Origin of the sequence: Aquimarina sp. Aq78 (assembly GCF_900299525.1) — a bacterium.
Taxonomy (GTDB): Bacteria; Bacteroidota; Bacteroidia; order Flavobacteriales; family Flavobacteriaceae; genus Aquimarina.
The window spans coordinates 106,032-128,147 of sequence record NZ_OMKA01000002.1; the positions used below are offsets into that span (position 1 = coordinate 106,032).

9 protein-coding genes are annotated in these 22,116 nt (G+C 35.0%); 6 read left to right on the forward strand and 3 right to left on the reverse strand.

All coding sequences use genetic code 11. The features are described from left to right. The 3 genes from DG435_RS04900 to DG435_RS04910 all read left to right on the forward strand — a co-directional run bounded on the left by DG435_RS04900 (nucleotide 1) and on the right by DG435_RS04910 (nucleotide 6,911). Complete coding sequence (locus DG435_RS04900) at nucleotides 1-1,770, forward strand: RagB/SusD family nutrient uptake outer membrane protein (RefSeq protein ID WP_106792005.1); 1,770 nt, start codon at nucleotides 1-3, stop codon at nucleotides 1,768-1,770. A 76-nt stretch (nucleotides 1,771-1,846) separates the two neighbouring features. After that, complete coding sequence (locus DG435_RS04905; protein WP_106792004.1) at nucleotides 1,847-5,158, forward strand: VCBS repeat-containing protein; 3,312 nt, start codon at nucleotides 1,847-1,849, stop codon at nucleotides 5,156-5,158. Between the two features lie 157 nt (nucleotides 5,159-5,315). Further along, a complete protein-coding gene (locus DG435_RS04910; RefSeq protein ID WP_234387068.1) occupies nucleotides 5,316-6,911 on the forward strand; it encodes a solute:sodium symporter family transporter in 1,596 nt (531 codons plus the stop codon). Between the two features lie 157 nt (nucleotides 6,912-7,068). On the opposite strand, the gene DG435_RS25440 is transcribed toward DG435_RS04910, so the two are convergent. Further along, nucleotides 7,069-7,239 carry a hypothetical protein gene (locus DG435_RS25440; RefSeq protein WP_159025523.1) on the reverse strand — a complete coding sequence of 57 codons (171 nt, stop codon included), beginning with the start codon at nucleotides 7,237-7,239 and terminating at the stop codon, nucleotides 7,069-7,071. 376 nt (nucleotides 7,240-7,615) lie between these two features. Between DG435_RS25440 and DG435_RS04915 the strand changes: the two genes are divergently transcribed. Further along, a complete protein-coding gene (locus tag DG435_RS04915; protein WP_106792003.1) occupies nucleotides 7,616-8,482 on the forward strand; it encodes a bile acid:sodium symporter family protein in 867 nt (288 codons plus the stop codon). Nucleotides 8,483-9,466: 984 nt separating this feature from the next. Here the strand turns inward: DG435_RS04915 and DG435_RS04920 are convergent. Next, on the reverse strand, nucleotides 9,467-12,892 hold the full coding sequence (locus DG435_RS04920) for an amidohydrolase family protein (RefSeq protein ID WP_106792002.1): 3,426 nt from the start codon (nucleotides 12,890-12,892) through the stop codon (nucleotides 9,467-9,469). A gap of 816 nt (nucleotides 12,893-13,708) precedes the next feature. On the opposite strand from DG435_RS04920, the gene DG435_RS25910 reads away from it, so the two are divergent. Beyond that, nucleotides 13,709-19,945, forward strand: a complete 6,237-nt coding sequence (locus DG435_RS25910) for a fibronectin type III domain-containing protein (RefSeq protein ID WP_234420902.1) — start codon at nucleotides 13,709-13,711, stop codon at nucleotides 19,943-19,945. 314 nt (nucleotides 19,946-20,259) lie between these two features. Here DG435_RS25910 and DG435_RS04950 read toward each other — a convergent pair whose 3' ends face one another. Continuing rightward, entirely contained in the window at nucleotides 20,260-21,159 is a 900-nt protein-coding gene (locus DG435_RS04950; RefSeq protein ID WP_106792001.1) for a hypothetical protein, read from the reverse strand. 171 nt (nucleotides 21,160-21,330) lie between these two features. On the opposite strand from DG435_RS04950, the gene DG435_RS04955 reads away from it, so the two are divergent. After that, nucleotides 21,331-22,116 (forward strand): carbonic anhydrase (locus DG435_RS04955; RefSeq protein WP_108840563.1); only part of this gene is annotated, 786 nt, incomplete at its 3' end.

A 22,116-nucleotide genomic window follows, 5' to 3' on the forward strand; every position in this document is an offset into this window, starting at 1 on the left:
ATGAAAAAATTATTTAACTATATAGAACCGAAAAAAATAGTGCTTTTACTATGTATTTCGGTATTGATGATCACTACTTTTCAATCTTGTAAAGAAGAATTAGAAATTCCTCTTCAAGGACAGTTTAGTTCAGATGTTATTGTATTTGATAATAATTGGGTAAGTTCTCAATTAACTGCAGCTTATGGTATGTTGGATGGAAATTTGGATACATCAGATCCATGGCGTTCAGCTGCATCAAATTGGATTTATGGAGAGGTAGCATCAGATAATGCATATAAAGGGAGTGATCCTGGAGATCAAACAATTATTGATAATGTAGAGTTTTATTTACCTAATTCTGGTGAAGGTAGATACTATGGGTATAAATGGAATTCGCTTTTTGAAGGTGTTGCACGAAGTAATGAAGCAATAAGAGGGGTGAAAGCAGGATTGGAAGCTGGAGATCTTACATCTGCCGAAGCAAATCTGTTTGAAGCTGAAGCAAGATTTTTAAGAGCCCATTATCATTTTGAAGCTAAAAAATTATGGGATAACATACCTTATGTAGATGAAACAGCAACAGAATCTTTATCCAATGAAAATGTAGATTCATGGACCCTCATCGAAGAAGATTTTAAATTTGCTATAGCACAATTATCAGATACTTCACGATTTGTTGGCGGTGCTAACAGCTGGGTTGCAAAAGCATACCTGGCAAAAATACATATGTATCAACTAGATTATGCATCGGCGGCACCAATATTGGATGATGTTATTAATGCAGGACCCTATAGTTTAGCAGCAAAGTATTCTGATAATTTTAATGCAGCATCAGAGAACAGTACAGAGTCTATATTTGCTGTTCAAAATACAGTTAGTGATGGATCTTCGCAAGATGATAATGGAAATTGGGGTGAAGCATTAAATTTTCCTAACGGAGCTCCTGTAGGAACTACAGGAGGAGCATGTTGCGGATTTTATCAACCTTCGCAAAACCTGGTAAATGCTTATAAAACAGATGCTACAGGATTACCAATGTTAGATACGTTTAACGATGTTGATGTCACGAATGATGATGGAGTGGCTTCTACCGATGCGTTTACACCACATACAGGAGAATTAGATCCTAGGTTAGATTGGAAAGTGGGTAGAAGAGGTATTGATTTTAATGGATGGGGAATTATGCCTGGGCAATCCTGGATTAGAAACCCTCCAAATGGAGGCCCTTATCTTCAAAAAATAAGTGTTTTTAGACAAAGTCAATTTAATAATGCCAGTATTGATGCTCCTTCTGCATGGGCTCCTGGCGTTAGTGCGCTAAATACTAATATCATAAGATTTGCTGAAATACTTTTATGGAGAGCCGAAATTATGGCAGTATTAGGAGAAGGAGATTTGGGAGTATCATTAGTAGATAGAGTTAGAATGCGTGCTGCAAACTCAGATGATTTTGTTAAAGAATTAGACGCAGATGGAGTACCAACGGCTACTCCTGCAGCAAACTATGTTGTCGGGACATACGGTGCTTTTTCTGGCCAGGACCAAGCTATAAAGGCTGTAGCTCATGAATATAGAATTGAAACAGCTTTAGAAGGTCATCGCTTTTTTGATTTAGTAAGAAGAGGTAATGCCGCTCAGGTTTTAAACTCTTACCTATCGGTTGAAGTTACAAAACGCCAACATTTAACTAATGCTTCATTTACTCCGGGAGTGAATGAGCGCTATCCAATACCGCAAATCGTAATTGCAGTGAGCAATGGCCAGTTAAAACAAAACAATGGATATTAGATTTGTTTATTTGAATTGTTTTTAAAAAAGACAGCGTGTTTTTACATGCTGTCTTTTACATATGATTTTGTAAAATATGATATATAAGTGCTTTGTTTTTGTTATTGGCTTGATCGTACTTACTAGTTGTTCGCAAAAGAGTACATCAATTGATGATCGAATATTTACCAGCCTAGAACACTCATCAACCGGTATTCATTTTAGTAATGATCTTACCGAAAATGACTCTTTGAATTATTTTACATATTCATACTTATATATGGGCGGAGGTGTTGCAACAGGAGATATTAATAACGATGGACTTATAGATGTTTATTTTACAGGAAATCAGGTTTCAAACAAATTATATATCAATAGAGGTAATCTTAAGTTTGAAGATATTACCATAAAAGCTGGTGTTGATGGAGATGATAGATGGTATACTGGTGTAACTATGGTAGATGTTAATGCAGATGGATTTTTAGACATATACTGCTCTGTAGGTGGAAAATTTGGAACTAAAATGAATCAATTGTTTATCAATAATGGAGATCAAACATTTTCTGAAAAAGCTCACGAATATAATATCAATGATATAGGAAATAGTGTTCAGGGAACATTTTTTGATTATGATAATGATGGAGATTTGGATCTATATGTAGCAAATTATCCTCCCACAAAATTTAACGCCCCTAATTTCTACTATAAATTTAAAATGGCGAATACCAAAGCCGAAGAAACAGATCATTTATACAGAAATGATGGAGATACATTCACTGATGTTACAGAAGAAGCAGGAGTAAAAAGCTTCGGACTTTCATTAAGTGCAACGGTTGGAGACTTAAACAATGATGGATGGTCTGATATATATGTGTCAAATGATTTTAGTACCCCAGATTATCTATATATAAATAATCAGGACGGAACTTTTAAAGAAGTAATTAAAGAAGCAACTTCTCATACTGCTTTTTTCGGTATGGGAACCGATATTGCTGATTATAATAATGATGGAAATCTGGATATTTTTCAGGTAGATATGGATGCTCAAAAAAATCGCCGTAAAAAAGCAAATATGGCGAGTATGAATCCTAAACTATTTTGGAGCACAGTTAATTCTGGTTTTCACTATCAATATATGCATAACTGTATGCAAGTTAATACAGGGATAAACAATGATGGGATTCCTTATTTTTCTAATGTTTCCAGAATAACAGGAACTTCTTCGACAGATTGGAGTTGGGGACCACTCTTTGCAGATTTTGATAATGACGGCCGTAAAGATTTATTTATTACCAATGGTACCAGAAGAGAAATAAATAATAACGACTATTTTGAGAATTTAAATAAGCTAAAAAATAAGAAAGATAGCCTTTTGCAAAGAAGTTTAAAGATTCCTTCAGAGAAGATAGATAACTTCATGTTTCGCAATGTTGGAAATTATAGTTTTGAAAATGTAAATGAACGATGGGGGATACAGTATAAAGGTTTCTCTAATGGGGTTGCTTATGCAGATTTGGATAATGATGGAGATTTGGAAATTGTCACAAATAATATCGATGATTATGCATCAATTTTCGAAAATAAGAGTGCAGAAAAAAATAACTATATCACCATCCAATTTGAGGGTAATACCAAAAATAAGTTCGGATTAGGTAATAGGGTATATTTGACAACAGGGAACCAAACTCAAATGCAAGAGCTTACTTTATCAAGAGGGTTTCAGTCATCAGTCGCTCCAGAACTACATTTTGGAGTCAATCAATCAAAAACTATTAAAGAGTTAAAAGTTGTTTGGACAGATGGAAAATATCAAATGCTTAAGAATCTCGAAGTAAACCAAAAATTAGTAGTAAAATATGAAGATGCTATAACCAAAAATTCAGTATCAAAAAAAGAGTCAGTTTTATTTACTTCAGAAGAAAATGAGCATTTTTCACAATATAAACATCAAGAAAATAGCTATAATGATTTTTCTAAGCAGGTTTTGCTTCCACATAAGATGTCGGCATTTGGACCAGGAATGGCTGTGGGAGATATAAATAATGATGGATTAGATGATTATTTTGTGGGTGGTGCATCAGAACAAGCAGGAAGCTTGTTTTTTCAAAATGCAACTGGATTTGAAAAACAAACTATTAAGGCATTTGAAGAAGATAAAATTAATGAAGATGTTGGAGCTGTTTTTTTTGATGCAGATCAAGATGGAGATAATGACTTATATGTGGTGAGTGGCGGTTATGAATTCTCTCCAACGTCAGATATGCTACAAGATAGGTTATACATTAATGATGGTGGAGGGCATTTTTCCAAAGCAAAAAATAGCTTACCAAAAATGTTAACCAGTGGTTCGAGAGCATATCCTTTAGATTTTGATAAGGATGGTAAGCAAGATTTGCTGGTTTTAGGACGCCAGGTTCCTGAACAATACCCAATTCCTGCACATAGCTATCTGTTAAAAAATAATAGTCGAGATGGAAACATACAGTTTGATGATGTTACAGATTCTCATGCAAAAAATTTTATCGATTTAGGAATGGCCACAAGTGCAGTAATTACCGATTATGATAATGATGATTGGTTAGATATTATTGTTGTTGGAGAATGGATGCCAATTAGGGTCTTTAAAAATATTAAAACAGGTTTTAAAGAAGTATCGCAAGAATTGGGATTAACAAAAGATACAACAGGATGGTGGTGGAGTATCGGGCAAGGAGATTTTGATAACGATGGTGATATAGATTATATAATAGGAAATAATGGATTGAATTATAAGTATAAAGCCACAGAAGATGAAACTTTTGATATTTATGTAAACGATTTTGATAAGGATAGTAATGCCGATATTGTACTTAGTTATTATAATGACGGGGAGCAATTTCCAGTTAGAGGAAGAGAATGTTCATCGGATCAAATATCAATGATCAAACATAAATTTAAAGACTATGAAAGTTTTTCTGAAGCCACACTAGTTGATGTATACACCAAAAAATCGCTAGAATCATCATTACATTATCAAATAAAATCTTTTGCAAGTGTATATCTTGAAAATAAAGATGGCAAATTCTTTATTCACAAATTACCATTAGAAGCTCAGGTATCATCGATTAATCAAATTTTGGTAGATGATTTTGATGAAGATGGTAATATAGATGCTCTTATAGCAGGAAATTTATATGCTTCAGAAGTTGAAACACCAAGAAATGATGCTGGGCACGGATTATTCTTAAAAGGCAATGGAAAAGGCAAATTCAAGCCAATTTCTGCAATCAAAAGCGGTTTGTTCATACAGGGAGACGTCAAAGATTTGGCTATACTACAGGCAGATACTACTAGATATGTTGTAGCAGCAAAAAACAACGATTATTTACAATTTGTAAGAATTCGAGAAGTAAGTAAAAACACTCCTTAGGTTTCGAGATTATAAGAATGAGAGAAGATAAAAAAGTGTAAAGAATATTTTGATACACATTGGCAAAATAATGATCATTATATCATTTGCCATATATGTATAATTTTGATTGTTAGTGGTTTATGTTGAAATTATAAATGAAGATTAAAATAAAATTATGAATTATATAGGTATTATTTCTTTTTTAGGGTTTACACTTTTAGTAGGTGTTATTTCTTACTTATCTACAAAAAAAACAAATGAAAAATCTTCTGATGGTTATTTTTTAGGAGGTAGGAGTTTGACAGCGGGAGTTATTGCAGGGTCCTTATTACTCACTAATTTATCAACAGAACAGATTGTTGGTCTAAATGGAGCAGCGTTTAAAGAAGGAATATTAGTTATGGCGTGGGAGACACTTGCAGCCATTGCTATGGTAATTACTGCCATATTTTTATTACCTCGTTATCTAAAAGGCGGGATTACTACAGTTCCCCAGTTTTTACAACGAAGATATGATACAACAACCAAAGCAATAACCTCGGGTTTATTTCTTACGGGTTATGCAGTTATTTTGTTACCAACAGTTTTATATTCTGGAGCGTTGGCTATTAATACAATGTTTAATATCCCGGAACTTCTGGGAGTATCAGAATCAATAGCATTATGGATTACTGTATGGGGAATTGGAAGTATAGGCTCAATTTATGCAATTTTTGGAGGGTTAAAAGCTGTAGCAGTATCAGATACAATTAATGCTATTGGATTATTAATAGGAGGGGTAATGATTCCTTTATTTGGATTGTGGGATATTGGAAGCGGCAGTATTTTAGAAGGAATTAATGTTTTATTAGATTTATATCCCGATAAATTTAATTCTATAGGAGATAATAAAGCATCGGTTCCCTTTACAACCATTTTTACGGGAATGATGCTTGTACAACTATTTTACTGGGGAACCAATCAGGCTATTATACAAAGAGCTCTTGGAGCAAAAAACTTAAAAGAAGGCCAAAAAGGCTTGTTATTAGGGTCATTTGTTAAAATCTTGGGGCCAATTATAGTTGTGTTACCTGGTATTATTGCTTTCCATATGTTTGGAGATACACTCAAAAACCCAGATGAAGCTTATCCTATGTTGGTAAGTAAAGTATTACCAATATCCTTAGTTGGTTTTTTTGCGGCGGTATTGTTTGGAGCGATTTTAAGTTCATTTAATAGTGCTTTGAATAGTTCTGTTACACTATTTGGAATAGATATTTATAAAGAATATTTTAATAAAGAAGCAAGTGAGGCTACTGTTGTAAAAGCAGGAAAACGATTTGGAGTTATCTTAGCAATAATATCAATGTTTGTAGCCCCACTCCTAGTATACGCTTCAGATGGATTATTTGGCTACCTGCAAGAAGCAAATGGTATTTATAGTATTCCAATCTTAACCATAATTGTAGTGGGGTATTTAACAAAATATGTTCCTGCAATTGCTGCAAAAATAGGACTTATCTCTGGCTCCTTGTTGTATATTATTAGCCAGTTTATATTAAAACCGTATGTGATTGGAGATGAAAATTATCCACATTTTTTACATGTAATGGCATTGCTGTTTATTCTAAATGTAATCATTATGCTACTTATCGGTAGACTATACCCACGGAAAGATGAATACAAGCAAAAATACACGGGACAAGTAAATATAAGTCCATTCAAATATGTAGTACCTATAGGTATATCAATTTGTATTACAGTTATTGTTATCTATATGTGTTTTTCATAAAATAAGAGATCCTTTTTGATATAATTCAGACCCCAACCCTGTTACTTCCCCATTTGTAACAGGGCACTACTACAAGCCCTCGTTTATGGTAATCCTATTTAGACCTTATGAGGGTTTGTTGTTAACTGAAATCTCAATTTTTGTGTAGATCATGTCATCATTTATAAAAAGTGCGATGTCTGTCGTTTTTACTTTGTATTCCTTCTGAGCCAGGAGGGTATAAAGCTTTACACATCGCCGTGATGTAATTAGATAACCATTTTGTTACTAGTGTATCGATTTTTCTTTTTGTATTTTTTTCTTTGGTATTGGTAAGTTGTGTTTTCATAATATTACTTTTTTTGAATTGTTATTTATGTGCCTCGTGACGATTCATATCCGCGTGAGTCAATTTTTTGAAAAGAATTTGCATAATTTTCTGTTCGTTTCTTTGTTGTAGAGTTCACAATGAACTTTCCTGTTTCTTTGGTTTTATGTAAAAACCATTGTGATACATTATTTCTCATGATTGTTGTTTTAAAGATTAATAGAACCGATAAGGTTATCTTATCAGTTTTTTTAGGTATATATTATTGTGCATTGTATTAGATGATCTGTAAAATGTTGGTAATTAGATGTATGAGGAATACCGTATTCCTCATGATGTTTTACCAGAATATCCTTCGAAAATTTCTATATTGCTTATTCAATTAGAACTATAAAACATGGATAGTATATCAACAATTATTTTAGCTTTATCCCTTATTATTATAATGCTTGGAATGGGATTGTCTCTGGTTGTTGATGATTTTAAAAGAATATTTATATATCCTAAAGCAATATTGTTAGGATTGACTAATCAAATACTAATTTTGCCAGTGTTGGGATTTGCATTGGCATCCTTATTCCCAATACAACCCGAAATTGCAATTGGAATTATGATCTTAACTGCATGTCCTGGTGGACCTACTTCTAATTTAATATCTCATTTGGCAAAAGGAGATATAGCATTATCTGTTACTCTTACTGCATTAAGTAGTTTGATTACTATTTTAACTATACCATTTATTATAAATTTTGCACTTCTTCACTTTTTGGAAGAGGGGCAAATGATTAGATTGGATGTGATGACAACCATTATTCAGATATTGGTAATTACCATTATTCCTGTGGGTATTGGTATGTTGATTAGAAAATATAATGAACGATTTGCTTTAAAAATGGCTAAACCTGTTCGACGAGCCTCTGGGATTGTACTCATACTTGTAATTGCGGGTATCACAATTAAAGAAAAAGATAATATTGTGTCTTATTTTCAGCAAGCAGGAGTAGTTGCTTTATGTTTAAATGTTATTACCATGATTGTAGGATATTATTCTTCTAGATTATTTAGAATTAAAGATAAAAGAGCCATTTCAATTGCAATTGAGTCTGGGATTCAAAACGGGACTTTAGCAATAACTATTGCTGTTGTTTTGCTTGAAAATACTTCGTTTGCAGTTGCTCCTGCGGTATATAGCTTATTAATGTTTTTTACGGGGGGTATTGCTGTCTATTTGGGTATTAAGAAAAGTAATATCCAGAAAAATTAGTAGTACTGATCCCGCAGTGCGGGATGTACATCCAAGAGACAGTCGGATGTACTAGCAATTACGCTACAGTACATACTATACTATAGAGGTTCTGGTATTAGAACCTAATACATTTAGTTTTCTTCAATATGTCAATGAACTATATCAATAAAAAAAGACGCCTTACTAGGGCGTCTTTTTTATATCTTGATTTGTTTATAAGTTATATTCTTATAATTATCTTTTCTATATAATAGACACCTTTTATGTTCACTCCAGAACAATACCTCGATTGTTTATTAAAAAGTCGGGTTAACATATGTTGTGAATTACTAAGTGTCATTTTTATTTTTTTAAGTTAAATGCGTACTATTAATATTAATCTAAGTTCGCAATTGTTTAGATGCAAAGATCAAAACAATTTTTAAATGAGCAAACATTTTTTCAAGTTATTTTATTGGTAATCAATCAGTTATAGTTATTTTGAAACATAGGAATTCCTGTCCGTTTTTCAACAGATTTTGGATAGTTGCAGCAATTGTCTGTCTCCCTGTTGCTTAGTTTCCAAATAGTATTTTTTATGTGCTAATTAATTTCTATTCATATGTTTAATTTTTTTATTGAGTTTATTCAGATTACTTAATTTATTAGATTAAAATGTATTGTTACTTTATAAGATTCTACACTTTAGGAGGATTATTTCGACTCGATTTTCTGTATTTACTTCATTTTACATCAAAATGGTTCAACAAAAAAAGCGTCCAATTTCTTGGACGCTTGAGTTATATTTAGTCTTTGTTTTAAATCACTTCAAAAAAAATCAAAAATAGCTACATAGCATCCTATTTTGAGGGGATAATATAATTACCCAACGATATTTACATTGTTTATACAATGTTTTAGGATTAATATGTAGTCTGTTGTTTCTCATTTTGTTATGCAAATATTACTAGTTTCTCTGTTGTTTTCCAAATATTTATTGAAATTAACTCTATTTTCACATACCTACTTCTTAATTCCGGGTAATCCATTAGGTTTTTTGGTTTGCCAATGAAAAATTTCTGCTTTTTGTTTTTTTGGCCATACTTCATCCAATGTATTGGCATTATACACCCTTCCATTTTTTATTACATGGGTTAGTGTATTTGTGTTTCTGATATTTTCTAATGGATTTTTTGATAAAATTAAAATGTCTGCTAATTTTCCGACTTCAATACTTCCCAAATCAGTATCTAACCCTAATGCTTCTGCACCGAGTGTGGTGGCAACCCTAAGGGCGTCATGATTTTTCATTCCACCACTACCCACAGACCACAATTCCCAATGAAACCCGAGCCCTTGTAATTGTCCATGACTTCCTACTCCAGCCAAGCCTCCTGCTTCTACCAGGTCTTTCATAAATACGGCATGTTTTTTAAATACATGTTCTTCTTCCATAAACCAACCTGGTCTTCTTCTGGATTTTTGTGCTAATTCTTTATAAGGTGTGAAATATTGTATTTTTTGATCACTCCAAACATTCTCACGGGAGTAATAATAATTTTCTGCCCAAGGCCCACCATAGGATACTAATAAAGTAGGTGTAACTGCCATTTTTGAATCAGCTATGGTTTTTACAACATCTTTATAGATAGGGTAAATAGGTAAGGAATGTTCATGGCCTGGATAGCCATCTAAGAGTTGAGTCATATTTAATTTAAAATCCAATCCTCCTTCGGTAGTAGGCATTAGTTTTAATTCTTTTGCAGCCATCATAATCCACTGTCGGTGTTTACGATTACCCACCAAATACATTTTGATACTCTTAGTATTATAATACTCGCTATACTGTTTTAATACATCTTTTGCATGATCCAGGCTTTCGATTTGATATTTCCAAAACCCAACTCCAGGACCTGTACTATATACACGTGGGCCATGAATCATACCAGACTCTACCATATCGGCATAGGTAAGAACATCGGTTGTACCGGTCTGCGGGTCTCTGGTAGTGGTAACGCCATAGGCCAGATTAGCAGAATACATCCATACCTGGTTTTTATGTACGCCCCAACTGGGCCACATGTGAGCATGAGTATCAACAAATCCGGGAACTAATGTTTTTCCAGAAACATCAATGGTATGGGTATCAGCAGGAATTGTTAAGCTTCCCGAAATACCAATAGCTTTAATTCTGTTATTTTCTATAAGAATATCACCTTTTTTGATAACATTGTACCCTTTCATGGTAACAATACGCCCTCCTTGCAATAATAAAGTTCCTTTAGGTATATCCTTTTTATAATTTACATTGATTTTGAATTCTTCAGCTTCAAACTTTGGATCTTTCTTTTTTTCTTTATCTTCTTTTTTATCTGTTTTTGTAGTATCAGATTTTTTCTCTATTTCTTTAAGTTCTTCTTCTTTTTTTTTGGCAGCAGTTATGCTATCATTAAACTTTTTTCCTGCTTCTAAATCATATCTAAAATGACTTGCCCCCAGAGACCAATGTACTTTTTTACTATTCGAGGACCAGGTAGGAAACTCTCCACCTATAACTGTTAATTTCATAGCCGGAAATGCAGCTCCACTAACTTTGGCTACAGAAACTGATGGTGTTTTACCATATCGAGGAATAATTACAGTATAGATATCATTATTGATTAGTGCAAGTGCAGTTTTTCCATCTGGCGAAATTTGTATTTCTGATGGTTTTGAAGCTTTACTTTTATCTCGCCATCCTTCTTCTGATGATGGTAAGGCATTTGGGATATAATTGCTAAGATTACCTTCATGATGATTTTTACCAAAAATATCCTGAGAACCATGAGTAGTGATTCCGGTTAATTTTAGATGCTGTTTTTCATCAGATCCATCCCAACGAATAGAAACTAACCCTTTTTCATTATTACTTAGGTAAATACGATTATCTATTTTGGTAAAATGAGGGTTTTGTCTTCCTTTTGTTTTATCAATCAAATTGATAGCACCTCCATTAGCCTGTATCCATACCAAATCTTCCTGGGTTCTATTCGAAAATGGGTCAATGGCATCATCATACGTTTGAGCAACTCCTCGATGAAATGCAATTCTATTTGAAGAATAAGACCATGAGGGTTTTGTGTAAATACCTGGTTGTTTGGTTAATTGTACAGGTGCAGAACGACCATCGAGATTTACTTTAAACAAATGACCTCCTCCTTGTTTCCAGGTAGTGAATACAATATATTTTCCATCGGGAGACCAGGTGGGTTGTGCTTCTGTAAAATTATTTGTGGTTAAACGTTTGGGAGTACCATTGGGTAAATTCATTACATATAATCGATTCAGTGCAGTAAATACCAGTTTAGAGCCATCTGGAGAGGGCTTGGCATCACGAATCTGGGTTACCCTTACATTTTCAGTATCTTTTATTGGGTATTTAAAAGCTAATTTTGGACCTAAATCAAGATTTATATCAGCCTGAAAAGAGATTTCTTTGGCAGTATTATTTTCTAAAGAAACAGCATATATTTTTCCACCATAAGAAACAATTAGGCTTTTATTGTCTGGAGTGAATGACATTGCCGGTAACACTCCCAGAGGAGCAATCGATTCTTGTTCATCACGTTGAACCGGGTATGCCAACCATCGTTCTTTTCCAGTTTTTAAGTTTCGCAATACAAGACCAGTTTCTTCCTCAAAACGAGTGCCATACACCAACCAGTTACTGTCATTAGATAAAGTAGGAGTAAAAGCAGAGCCATACCTAGAGGTTACTACTGCCATATCACCATCTTCCATATCATAAGTTCCTATTTGATATTGTGGTAATTGTGCATTGTAGTCCCAGGAACCTTTACGCTGTGAGAAATACAACAATTTACCATCTGCACTAAAAGCAGGATCAATAGCTTTGATGTTTTTAGGTTTTTCAAACAATTGACTTCCAGAGCCACCTTCTTTATGATAAATATGTAGTTTAATATTTCTACGTCCTTTACCACCTACAATATATTCTCCATCAGCTGTCCATTCTGCAGAAAAGAAATTATGCTTTTCTTCTTTAGTAATTTGTTTATCTTCTTTAGTAGCAAGATCCAGAGTCCAGATATTATCAGAACCACTTTTATCTGAGATAAAAACCAAAGACTTACCATCGGGGCTATATCTGGGATGTACATCATATGCCATACCGCTGGTGATTTGAGTTGCTTTACCACCATTAATAGGAATAGAATAAATATCACCCATAAGATCAAAAACAATAGTTTTTCCATCTGGACTTACATCTAGCGAAATCCAGGTTCCCTGATCAGTTGTAAATGATATTGTACGTTCGGGCTCTAAAGGAAGCTCCTTAGTTGCTTTTTTGATCGAATCTTTTTCCTTTTTAGCATTTTGAGAAAATGTAGTGAGAGTACATAAAAATAAAAGTAGGGAAGTAACCCTTAGAGTGATGTGTGCGTTCATTGATTGTGAATGTTGAATTGTTTTTGAGAAGTAAATATAAACAATAAATTGATGGACCCTGTTATTAACCAGGATGTTAAATGCTTAATTTTTGTGAAATATAACATATGTTTTTAAAGGTTGAAGAAGATTTTTTAGACTCTCTGGGAATAGTAAAAATGCGAATTGTATTATTTATCCTTATTATAGAAACTCTGATCTAAAAGAAATGATTATACCATGAAAACAGATCACTTTTGTCAAAAAAATAATTGATAAATATCAGGTTTTAGATTGATTAATTCGAGAATTTGAATGATGATAAGAAAGTATTTTTGATGCATCATTAACCGTAAATCTACACAAGCTCATGAGAACCAGGAAAACACCCTTATCTCTAACCTTATATAATATCTTCTATTGCTGTTTTAAATTTCTAATTGTAGAAATAGACAAAACCACACTACATTTTTATAAGAACACATAGCACTTTTATAAAAGAGCGAATTCAATTTGTGACAAAATAATGAATTACGTTCAGAATAGGTGTAGTCTATAGTATTAGCTTATAATCTCTTGATAGTAAAACTTTTATTTTATTTTAAAAAATAATGTACTAGGGGGTGATCATGATTAATACGTCATAATAAATAGACACAACCATTTTAATTAGTAATCAAATTAAAACCTATGAATACTCAAAAAAATGCAAGTATTAAGACAAAAATTCTTATTCCCCGACCCCAATGTCTTTTTTGGACATAAAAGATTTTTCTCTTTTAAAATCTTAAACTAATTTTTATAAACACACAATCTTAATTAATTAAAACTCAACACATGAAATCAAGGAAGAGTATATTCCTTCTTATTCCTTTTTTGTTGTTTTCGATATTCGTTAACGCACAAAATCAGAATGACCGAGAGAATATTAAAAAACAAACCGATTTACAAGCTCTGCAAAAGATTATTAACAAATCTAATACTATAAACAATGCCAATAAGGCTAAAGTTGCAAGTCAAAAAGTAGCTCTTACAAAGACCACAATAGATGGTCGGTTAGGAGTTTTTTATTCTTTTAATGAAAAAGGCGAACCCATTTATGCTTATGATGATAATGTTGATGCTGCCGCTTCAGGGCGTACAAACAAAATTTGGACGGGAGGATCATCAGGCCTTAATCTTAGTGGTGCCGGCATTGAAATAGGTGTATGGGAAAGTGGTTATGCTAGGCCGACTCATCAGGAATTTGGAGGTAGAGCTTCTAATGGAGGTGATGGAGGATCTGTTACTAGCCATGGAACACATACAGGAGGTACATTAATCGCTAGCGGTACCGATCCAGCAGCCAGAGGAATGGCCTCGGGAGCAACTATTAAAAACTATACAGCCTCTGGGATGGTAACAGAAGCAGCTTCATTTGCTGCTGCCGGAGGAATTTTGGCTAATAATTCAAACACACCAAGTGGTTCGGCAGGAGTTTATGACGCTACTGCTCGTGATATGGATGAAGTTACTCATAATGCTCCGTTTTATCTGCATTGTAAATCTGCAGGAAATAGCGGAAATAATTATGGAGTAGTAAAAACAAACCAGCTCGCAAAGAATTTACTGGTTGTCGGAAATTGTAATGATATCCTAAACTATACAGGACCTTCTTCTGTAAGTATGTCTTCATCTAGTTCTTACGGCCCTTCCGATGATTGGAGAATTAAACCAGATATTACTAATAATGGTACTACGGTATATTCTTCTGATAATGCCAGCGATACAGATTATGGTAGTAAGAGTGGTACTTCGATGTCTACTCCAGCAACTGCAGGTACTATTGCTTTGTTACAAGAACACTATAAAAATATCAATGGAGTGTACATGAGAGCTGCCACAGCTAAAGGGTTGATTATTGATACTGCTGATGAAATGGGAGCCAATGATGGTCCTGATTTTGCAAGTGGATGGGGGCTGGTTAATGCAGAAAGAGCTGCTCAGGTTATCAGTAATAATGGTAACACATCTATTATGGATGAGTTAACCTTAAATAATGGAAGTACATATACCAGAACTATCATTTCTGACGGATCTACACCATTAGCTTTGACTATCGTATGGAATGATCCTGCTGGAGCAATTGGTTCAGGAAACACACCTGTATTGGTAAATGACCTGGATGTTCGTGTAACTGGTAACAATAATACATATTCTCCATGGGTAATGGTACCTAATGGAAGCTTTAATAATTACAGTGATGCTGCGCAAAAAGGTGATAATTTTAGAGATAATGTCGAAAAGATAGATGCCGTTTTAGCTGCTGGAACATATACAGTTACAGTTACTCATAAAGGTACACTAACAAATGGCTCTCAGGATTTTTCATTAATTGCTAATGGTGTAGTTGTTAGTACAGATACACAGGCTCCGAGTGTGCCAGCAAACCTTACTGCCTCTAATACTACTACTAACAGTACAGATTTGTCCTGGACTGCATCGACAGATAATGTAGGGGTTATCGAATATGAGATATTTCAAGGAGCAGCAAGTATTGGTACATCTGTAACCACCAGTTTTAGTGTAAATGGATTAACAGCAAATACTGGATATAGTTTTACGGTAAAAGCGAAAGATGCTGCAGGTAATGCATCTGGAAGTAGTAATGTAGTTAATGTAACTACATTAACACCTATCCCGGATACACAAGCACCTTCTACACCATCGGGATTAACTAGTGCCAATATAACACAAACAACAGCCGATTTATCCTGGACTGCTTCTACAGATAATGTAGGTGTTAGCGAATATGAGATATTTCAGGCAGGTAGTAGCATAGGAACATCGACAACCACTGGTTTTAGTGTTACCGGTCTTACTGCTTCAACAGCATATAGCTTTACCGTAAAAGCCAAAGATGCTGCGGGTAATGTATCAGGAAACAGTAATGTTGCTAATATTACTACTACAGCTACTCCAGGATGTGCTGGGATTAACAGTTTTCCATACAGTGAGAGTTTTGAGTCTGATTTTGGAGTTTGGACCAATACTACAGGCGATGATATTGATTGGACCCGAGATTCAGGAGGTACTCCATCGAGTGGTACTGGTCCTGCAAGCGGACAAGATGGTTCATTCTATCTGTATACTGAAGCATCGACCAATGTCACTCCTGCAGGTAGTCCAAATAAAGTTGCTTTATTAAACAGCCCTTGTATAGATTTAACAGGAATTCCTAATGGATCACTGGAGTTTGGATACCATATGCAGGGAACTGCTATGGGTAATATGGAAGTTTTAGCAAGTACCGATGATGGAGTTACTTATACTTCAATCTGGTCAAAGAATGGTAGCCAGGGAGATGTTTGGAACCAAGCTACTGTTGCACTTACTTCCTATGCTGGATCTGTCATCAAGTTACAATTTAAAGCAACAACAGGATCAGGATGGAGTAGTGATATAGCAATCGATAATGTGAAGATTATTTCTACAACACCTGACACCCAGGCACCAAGTGCACCAGCAAGTTTAGCAGCTTCTAATATTGGAGCAACAACAGCCGATTTATCCTGGACTGCTTCTACAGATAATGTAGGCGTTAGCGAATATGAGATATTTCAGGCAGGTAGTAGCATAGGAACATCGACAACCACTGGTTTTAGTGTTACCGGTCTTACTGCTTCAACAGCATATAGCTTTACCGTAAAAGCCAAAGATGCTGCGGGTAATGTATCAGGAAACAGTAATGTTGCTAATATTACTACTACAGCTACTCCAGGATGTGCTGGGATTAACAGTTTTCCATACAGTGAGAGTTTTGAGTCTGATTTTGGAGTTTGGACCAATGCTACAGGCGATGATATTGATTGGACCCGAGATTCAGGAGGTACTCCATCGAGTGGTACTGGTCCTGCAAGCGGACAAGATGGTTCATTCTATCTGTATACTGAAGCATCGACCAATGTCACTCCTGCAGGTAGTCCAAATAAAGTTGCTTTATTAAACAGCCCTTGTATAGATTTAACAGGAATTCCTAATGGATCACTGGAGTTTGGATACCATATGCAGGGAACTGCTATGGGTAATATGGAAGTTTTAGCAAGTACCGATGATGGAGTTACTTATACTTCAATCTGGTCAAAGAATGGTAGCCAGGGAGATGTTTGGAACCAAGCTACTGTTGCACTTACTTCCTATGCTGGATCTGTCATCAAGTTACAATTTAAAGCAACGACAGGATCGGGATGGAGTAGTGATATAGCGATCGATAATGTGAAGATCATTTCTACAACACCTGACACTCAGGCACCAAGTGCACCGGCAAGTTTAGCCGCTTCTAATATTGGAGCAACAACAGCCGATTTATCCTGGACTGCTTCTACAGATAATGTAGGCGTTACCGAATATGAGATATTTCAGGGAGGTAGTAGCATAGGAACATCGACAACCACTAGTTTTAATGTTACCGGTCTTACTGCTTCAACAGCATATAGCTTTACCATAAAAGCCAAAGATGCTGCGGGTAATGTATCAGGGAATAGTAATGTTGCTAATGTTACTACCACGGCTACTCCAGGATGTGCTGGGATTAACAGTTTTCCATACAGTGAGAGTTTCGAGAGTGGTCTTGGAGTTTGGATCAATGCTACAGGAGATGATATTGATTGGACCCGAGATTCAGGAGGTACTCCATCGAGTGGTACTGGTCCTGCAAGCGGACAAGATGGTTCATTCTATCTGTATACCGAAGCATCGACCAATGTCACTCCGGCAGGTAGTCCAAATAAAGTTGCTTTATTAAACAGTCCTTGTATAGATTTAACAGGAGTTCCTAATGGATCACTGGAGTTTGGATACCATATGCAGGGAACTGCTATGGGTACTATGGAAGTTTTGGCAAGTACCGATGATGGGGTTACTTATACTTCAATCTGGTCAAAGAATGGTAGCCAGGGAGATGTTTGGAATCAAGCTACTGTTGCACTTACTTCCTATGCTGGATCTGTTATCAAATTACAATTTAAAGCAACAACAGGATCAGGGTGGAGTAGTGATATAGCGATCGATAATGTGAAGATTATTTCTATCATTCCCGACACACAAGCACCTACAGTACCTGCGAACCTAACAGCTGCTAATATTGCAAACACATCATTAGATCTTAGCTGGGATGCCTCTACAGATAATATTGGGGTTACAGGGTATGATGTATATCAAGATGGAGCAAGTATTGGTTCATCAACAAGTACTACCTATAGTGTTAGTGGTCTTACTGCCAATACTAGTTATAGTTTTGCGGTGCGAGCCAAAGATGCTGCAGGTAATGTATCTGCAAATAGTACTGCTGTCAATGCCACTACAACAAATGTTGTTCAATATACCTTAACGACCAATACAACAGGACAAGGAACTGTAAGTGGTGGAGGAACCTATAACTCAGGAACCTCAGTTACTGTTACTGCTACTGCTGCATCAGGATGGGATTTTAGCGGATGGTCAGGTGCCTTGTCTGGTAATACCAATCCGGGATCTGTGACCATGAGTTCTGATAAAACAGTAACAGCAACCTTTACTGAAACTCCAGTGATCAGTACATCAACAGAAAAGTATCGATTAACCTGGAGAGGTAACACATCCACAACTATAGTTGTAGGATGGAATCAGGTAACAGGAACCAATCCTGTAGTACATTATGGCACTACAGATTTTGGTAGTAATGCTGCATCATATCCATTTAGTAAAACTGTAGACAGAACCGTTTCTAGTAAAGGAATGAATAATAACTATGCAAGATTAACAGGACTTCAGGCAGATACTGCGTATTATTTTGTGATCAAGGATAGTGAAGGGGTTTCTAAGAGGTTCTGGTTTAAGACTGCACCTAGTGATCCTAATACTCGTTTATCAATTATTGCAGGAGGGGATTCGAGAAACAATCGTACTCCAAGACAGAACGCCAATAGACTGGTTGCTAAGATCAGACCACATGCGGTACTATTTGGAGGAGATATGACCAGTTCTTCTTCTAGTTCTCAATGGAAAAACTGGTTTGACGACTGGCAATTGACTATCGGTGCTGATGGAAGAATGATTCCGGTAGTAGCTGCACGAGGTAATCATGAAAGCTCTAATGATATCAGAGATCTTTTTGATATTCCTACTGCTGCTGGAGGAGAATATTATGCATTGAGTTTTGGAGGGAATTTGATAAGAACCTATACCTTAAACACAGAGGTAACACCAGCAGGTACACAGGGAACTTGGTTGGCTAATGATTTAGCATCCAATTCTGCTAGTCACACCTGGGCTGTAGCTCAGTACCATAGAGCAACCAGACCTCATGAGCCTGGTAAATCAGAACAGAATGATCAGTATGAAGCATGGTCTAAACCTTTTTATACTCATGCCGTACAATTGGTGATGGAGAGTGATTCTCATGTGGTGAAACGTACCTGGCCAATCAAACCTTCGACAGGCTCAGGAAGTGATGAAGGATTTGTAAGAGTGGATACCGACCCTAAACGAGCTGTTTATGTTGGTGAAGGATGTTGGGGAGCTCCTTTACGTAATGCTTCTGATACCAAAAACTGGACAAGAGCAGCCGCATCGTTTAACCAGTTTAAGTGGTTATGGATTGATAAAAATAAGATAGAACTTAGAACTATTAAAGTAGATAATGCCAGCAGTGTTGGGCAGGTGAGTGATAACAACTTGTTTGTTTTACCAACCAATATCGATGTTTGGAATCCTACAGGAGGTAGTCTTGTGACTATTGATAACCCACATACTATCGCAGCTGTTGCTCAAAGAAATGATATTTCATTAGTAGACGAGAACAGTGTTGTAGAGAAAAAACTGGAAATTCATCCAAACCCGATAGAATCTGGTGTATTACACATCAAATATCCTAATTATACTAAGGCCAATAGGTCTGAAGCTATCATTAGAGATATGTTCGGAAGGGTGGTTGATAAAGTATACTTTAAATCAGAAACAACAACCTATGCTATTGATAAATTAAATGCAGGAGTATATTTTATTGTTATTAAAACAAGAGAAGGAGAGGAAAGTAAGAAGTTTATTAAAAGATAGAACATCTTTATTACTAGTAGTAAACTGCCTGAGCATATGTTCAGGCAGTTTTTTTATTCTAAGAAGGTTAATACTCCAAGATTTGCTCAACGAAATATTGTCGTTTTGTTTTAAGCTTGATGATTGATCAGATTATGAAGAAAGAAGGTTAGTATGAAATTCATTTTCTATTTCAAAGTGCTTTATAGTCTAACAAAAATTGTAGTAAGGAGAAAGAATATGACGTGTTGTATAAAGATAATTAACTGAACTTATTCTAATATAATCCTCGGGGTTTACCCGAGGATTATTTATAAAGTATAATGATGAATGAATTATATAGTTTGAGGATTTTTTCTGAAAGAAAGTTTCTTTAGATAACGTACATTAGGACGATCAGCAATCATCACAAACAAGGGAATTAAACCATGAGGCAGTCTAATCAACATTTCCCAGGTCCATTGACTGAATGAGTTCCATAAAAAAGCAATGTGAAAATGACCTACTAGTCGGGCTATAGCGGTCAACCCTCCCCATACAAAGGCATATACTAAAGCAGCATAAGATATTCTGGGAATAAAAATAGCAATGGCAACTACAAAATCAAGAATACCTGCTGTTTTTAACATTACATGCGCGCTAGGTTCACTAATTGGCAAAGTATTGAGTGTCATGTCAATAAAACTACCTGGTCTGGGATAATATCCGATAGCATATAAACCATGACAACTAAATGTAAGAGCAATAGCAATAAGAGCAATTAAGCGTATTTTTTTAAATTCAATAGAGGTGAATAATATCATATAAAGAAGTACCGGAGTCATGAATTGAATTGTATATTCAAAAAATTGCCCAACATGTAAAAACTTCTCTTTACAATACAAGATTGCCAAAATAAAAAGTCCAATACTCCCCCCTAATAAAAAGAATTTACCGATTTTTTTCATGTTAGGTTTTATCATTAAAGTAATGATAGCACAAATGAGATAAAAGACACCTATTGCTTTTATTGAAAAAGAAATTGTATTAGCAGCCGATAGGCTGGTTACATAATCATTCCAGGCAATACCAAAAATATTTTCAATACTACTTTTTAGGATACTTTCGTCCCATAGAAAAGTCCTGTAGGGAGCGTCCCAAACGATGTGCTGGTAGGCTCTACCTAAAAAAATAAGAAAAGTAGAGAGCTTTAAAATAGTAATTAATCTATGTTGTAAATCAGAAGATTGTGTCATGAGTTTTGTGTGATAGTTAATACTTTAAAAATATCGATTTATTCTGGTTTAAACCATTCAATCATCAATAAATTAATTGATAAATATCATATTCTTGATTGATGGATTTTGCACAAAAAATAATAACAAGCTCATATTTTTGAACACATAAAATTGTAAACTCAACACATTATGAAATCAAATTTTTTTAAGTATTTATTTACTTTGGCTTTAATTTATGGATTAGCTTCTTGTGAGAATGAAAAGACAGATATTCAGGATCAAAATGTTAATCAGGATATTAATAAAAATGACGAGACAAATCTTGGGAACATCTTTTTTGGACGAAAAAGTTCATCAGACTGTCATTTTGAGTACGAAGGATCAGAAGGACCAGCATTCTGGGCTGATCTTTGCGGCGAGGATTGGAAAGATTGTGGAGGTAATGTACAGTCTCCAATTGATATTGTAACCGATGATGCAGATGATGCGGATGATGCGGATGATATTAATAATATCAATACCAATTATACTACAAGTACTACAACTATTGTTAATAATGGTCATACTTTACGTTTTGATTATACTCCTGGTAGTTCGGCTTCATTAAACAATATTGATTACGATCTTTTACAGTTTCACTTTCATACTGGTAGTGAGCATACTATAAATGGAAATAGATATCCTATGGAGATGCATTTGGTACACAGAAACCCAACTACTGGTTTGTTGGCAGTAGTCGGTATTTTTTTTACCGAAGGAGCAGAAAATGAAGTTTTGTCTCAGTTTATGGATAATCTTCCCGAACATAAGGATGAATATTACACAAGTAATAATGAGTATCATATAGCCGATATACTTCCTGGTAATATGAATTTTTATACCTATAGTGGTTCTTTAACGACCCCTGCCTGTTCAGAAATTGTTACCTGGTATGTTGTTAAACAACCTATCCAGGCATCACATGCACAGTTAGAG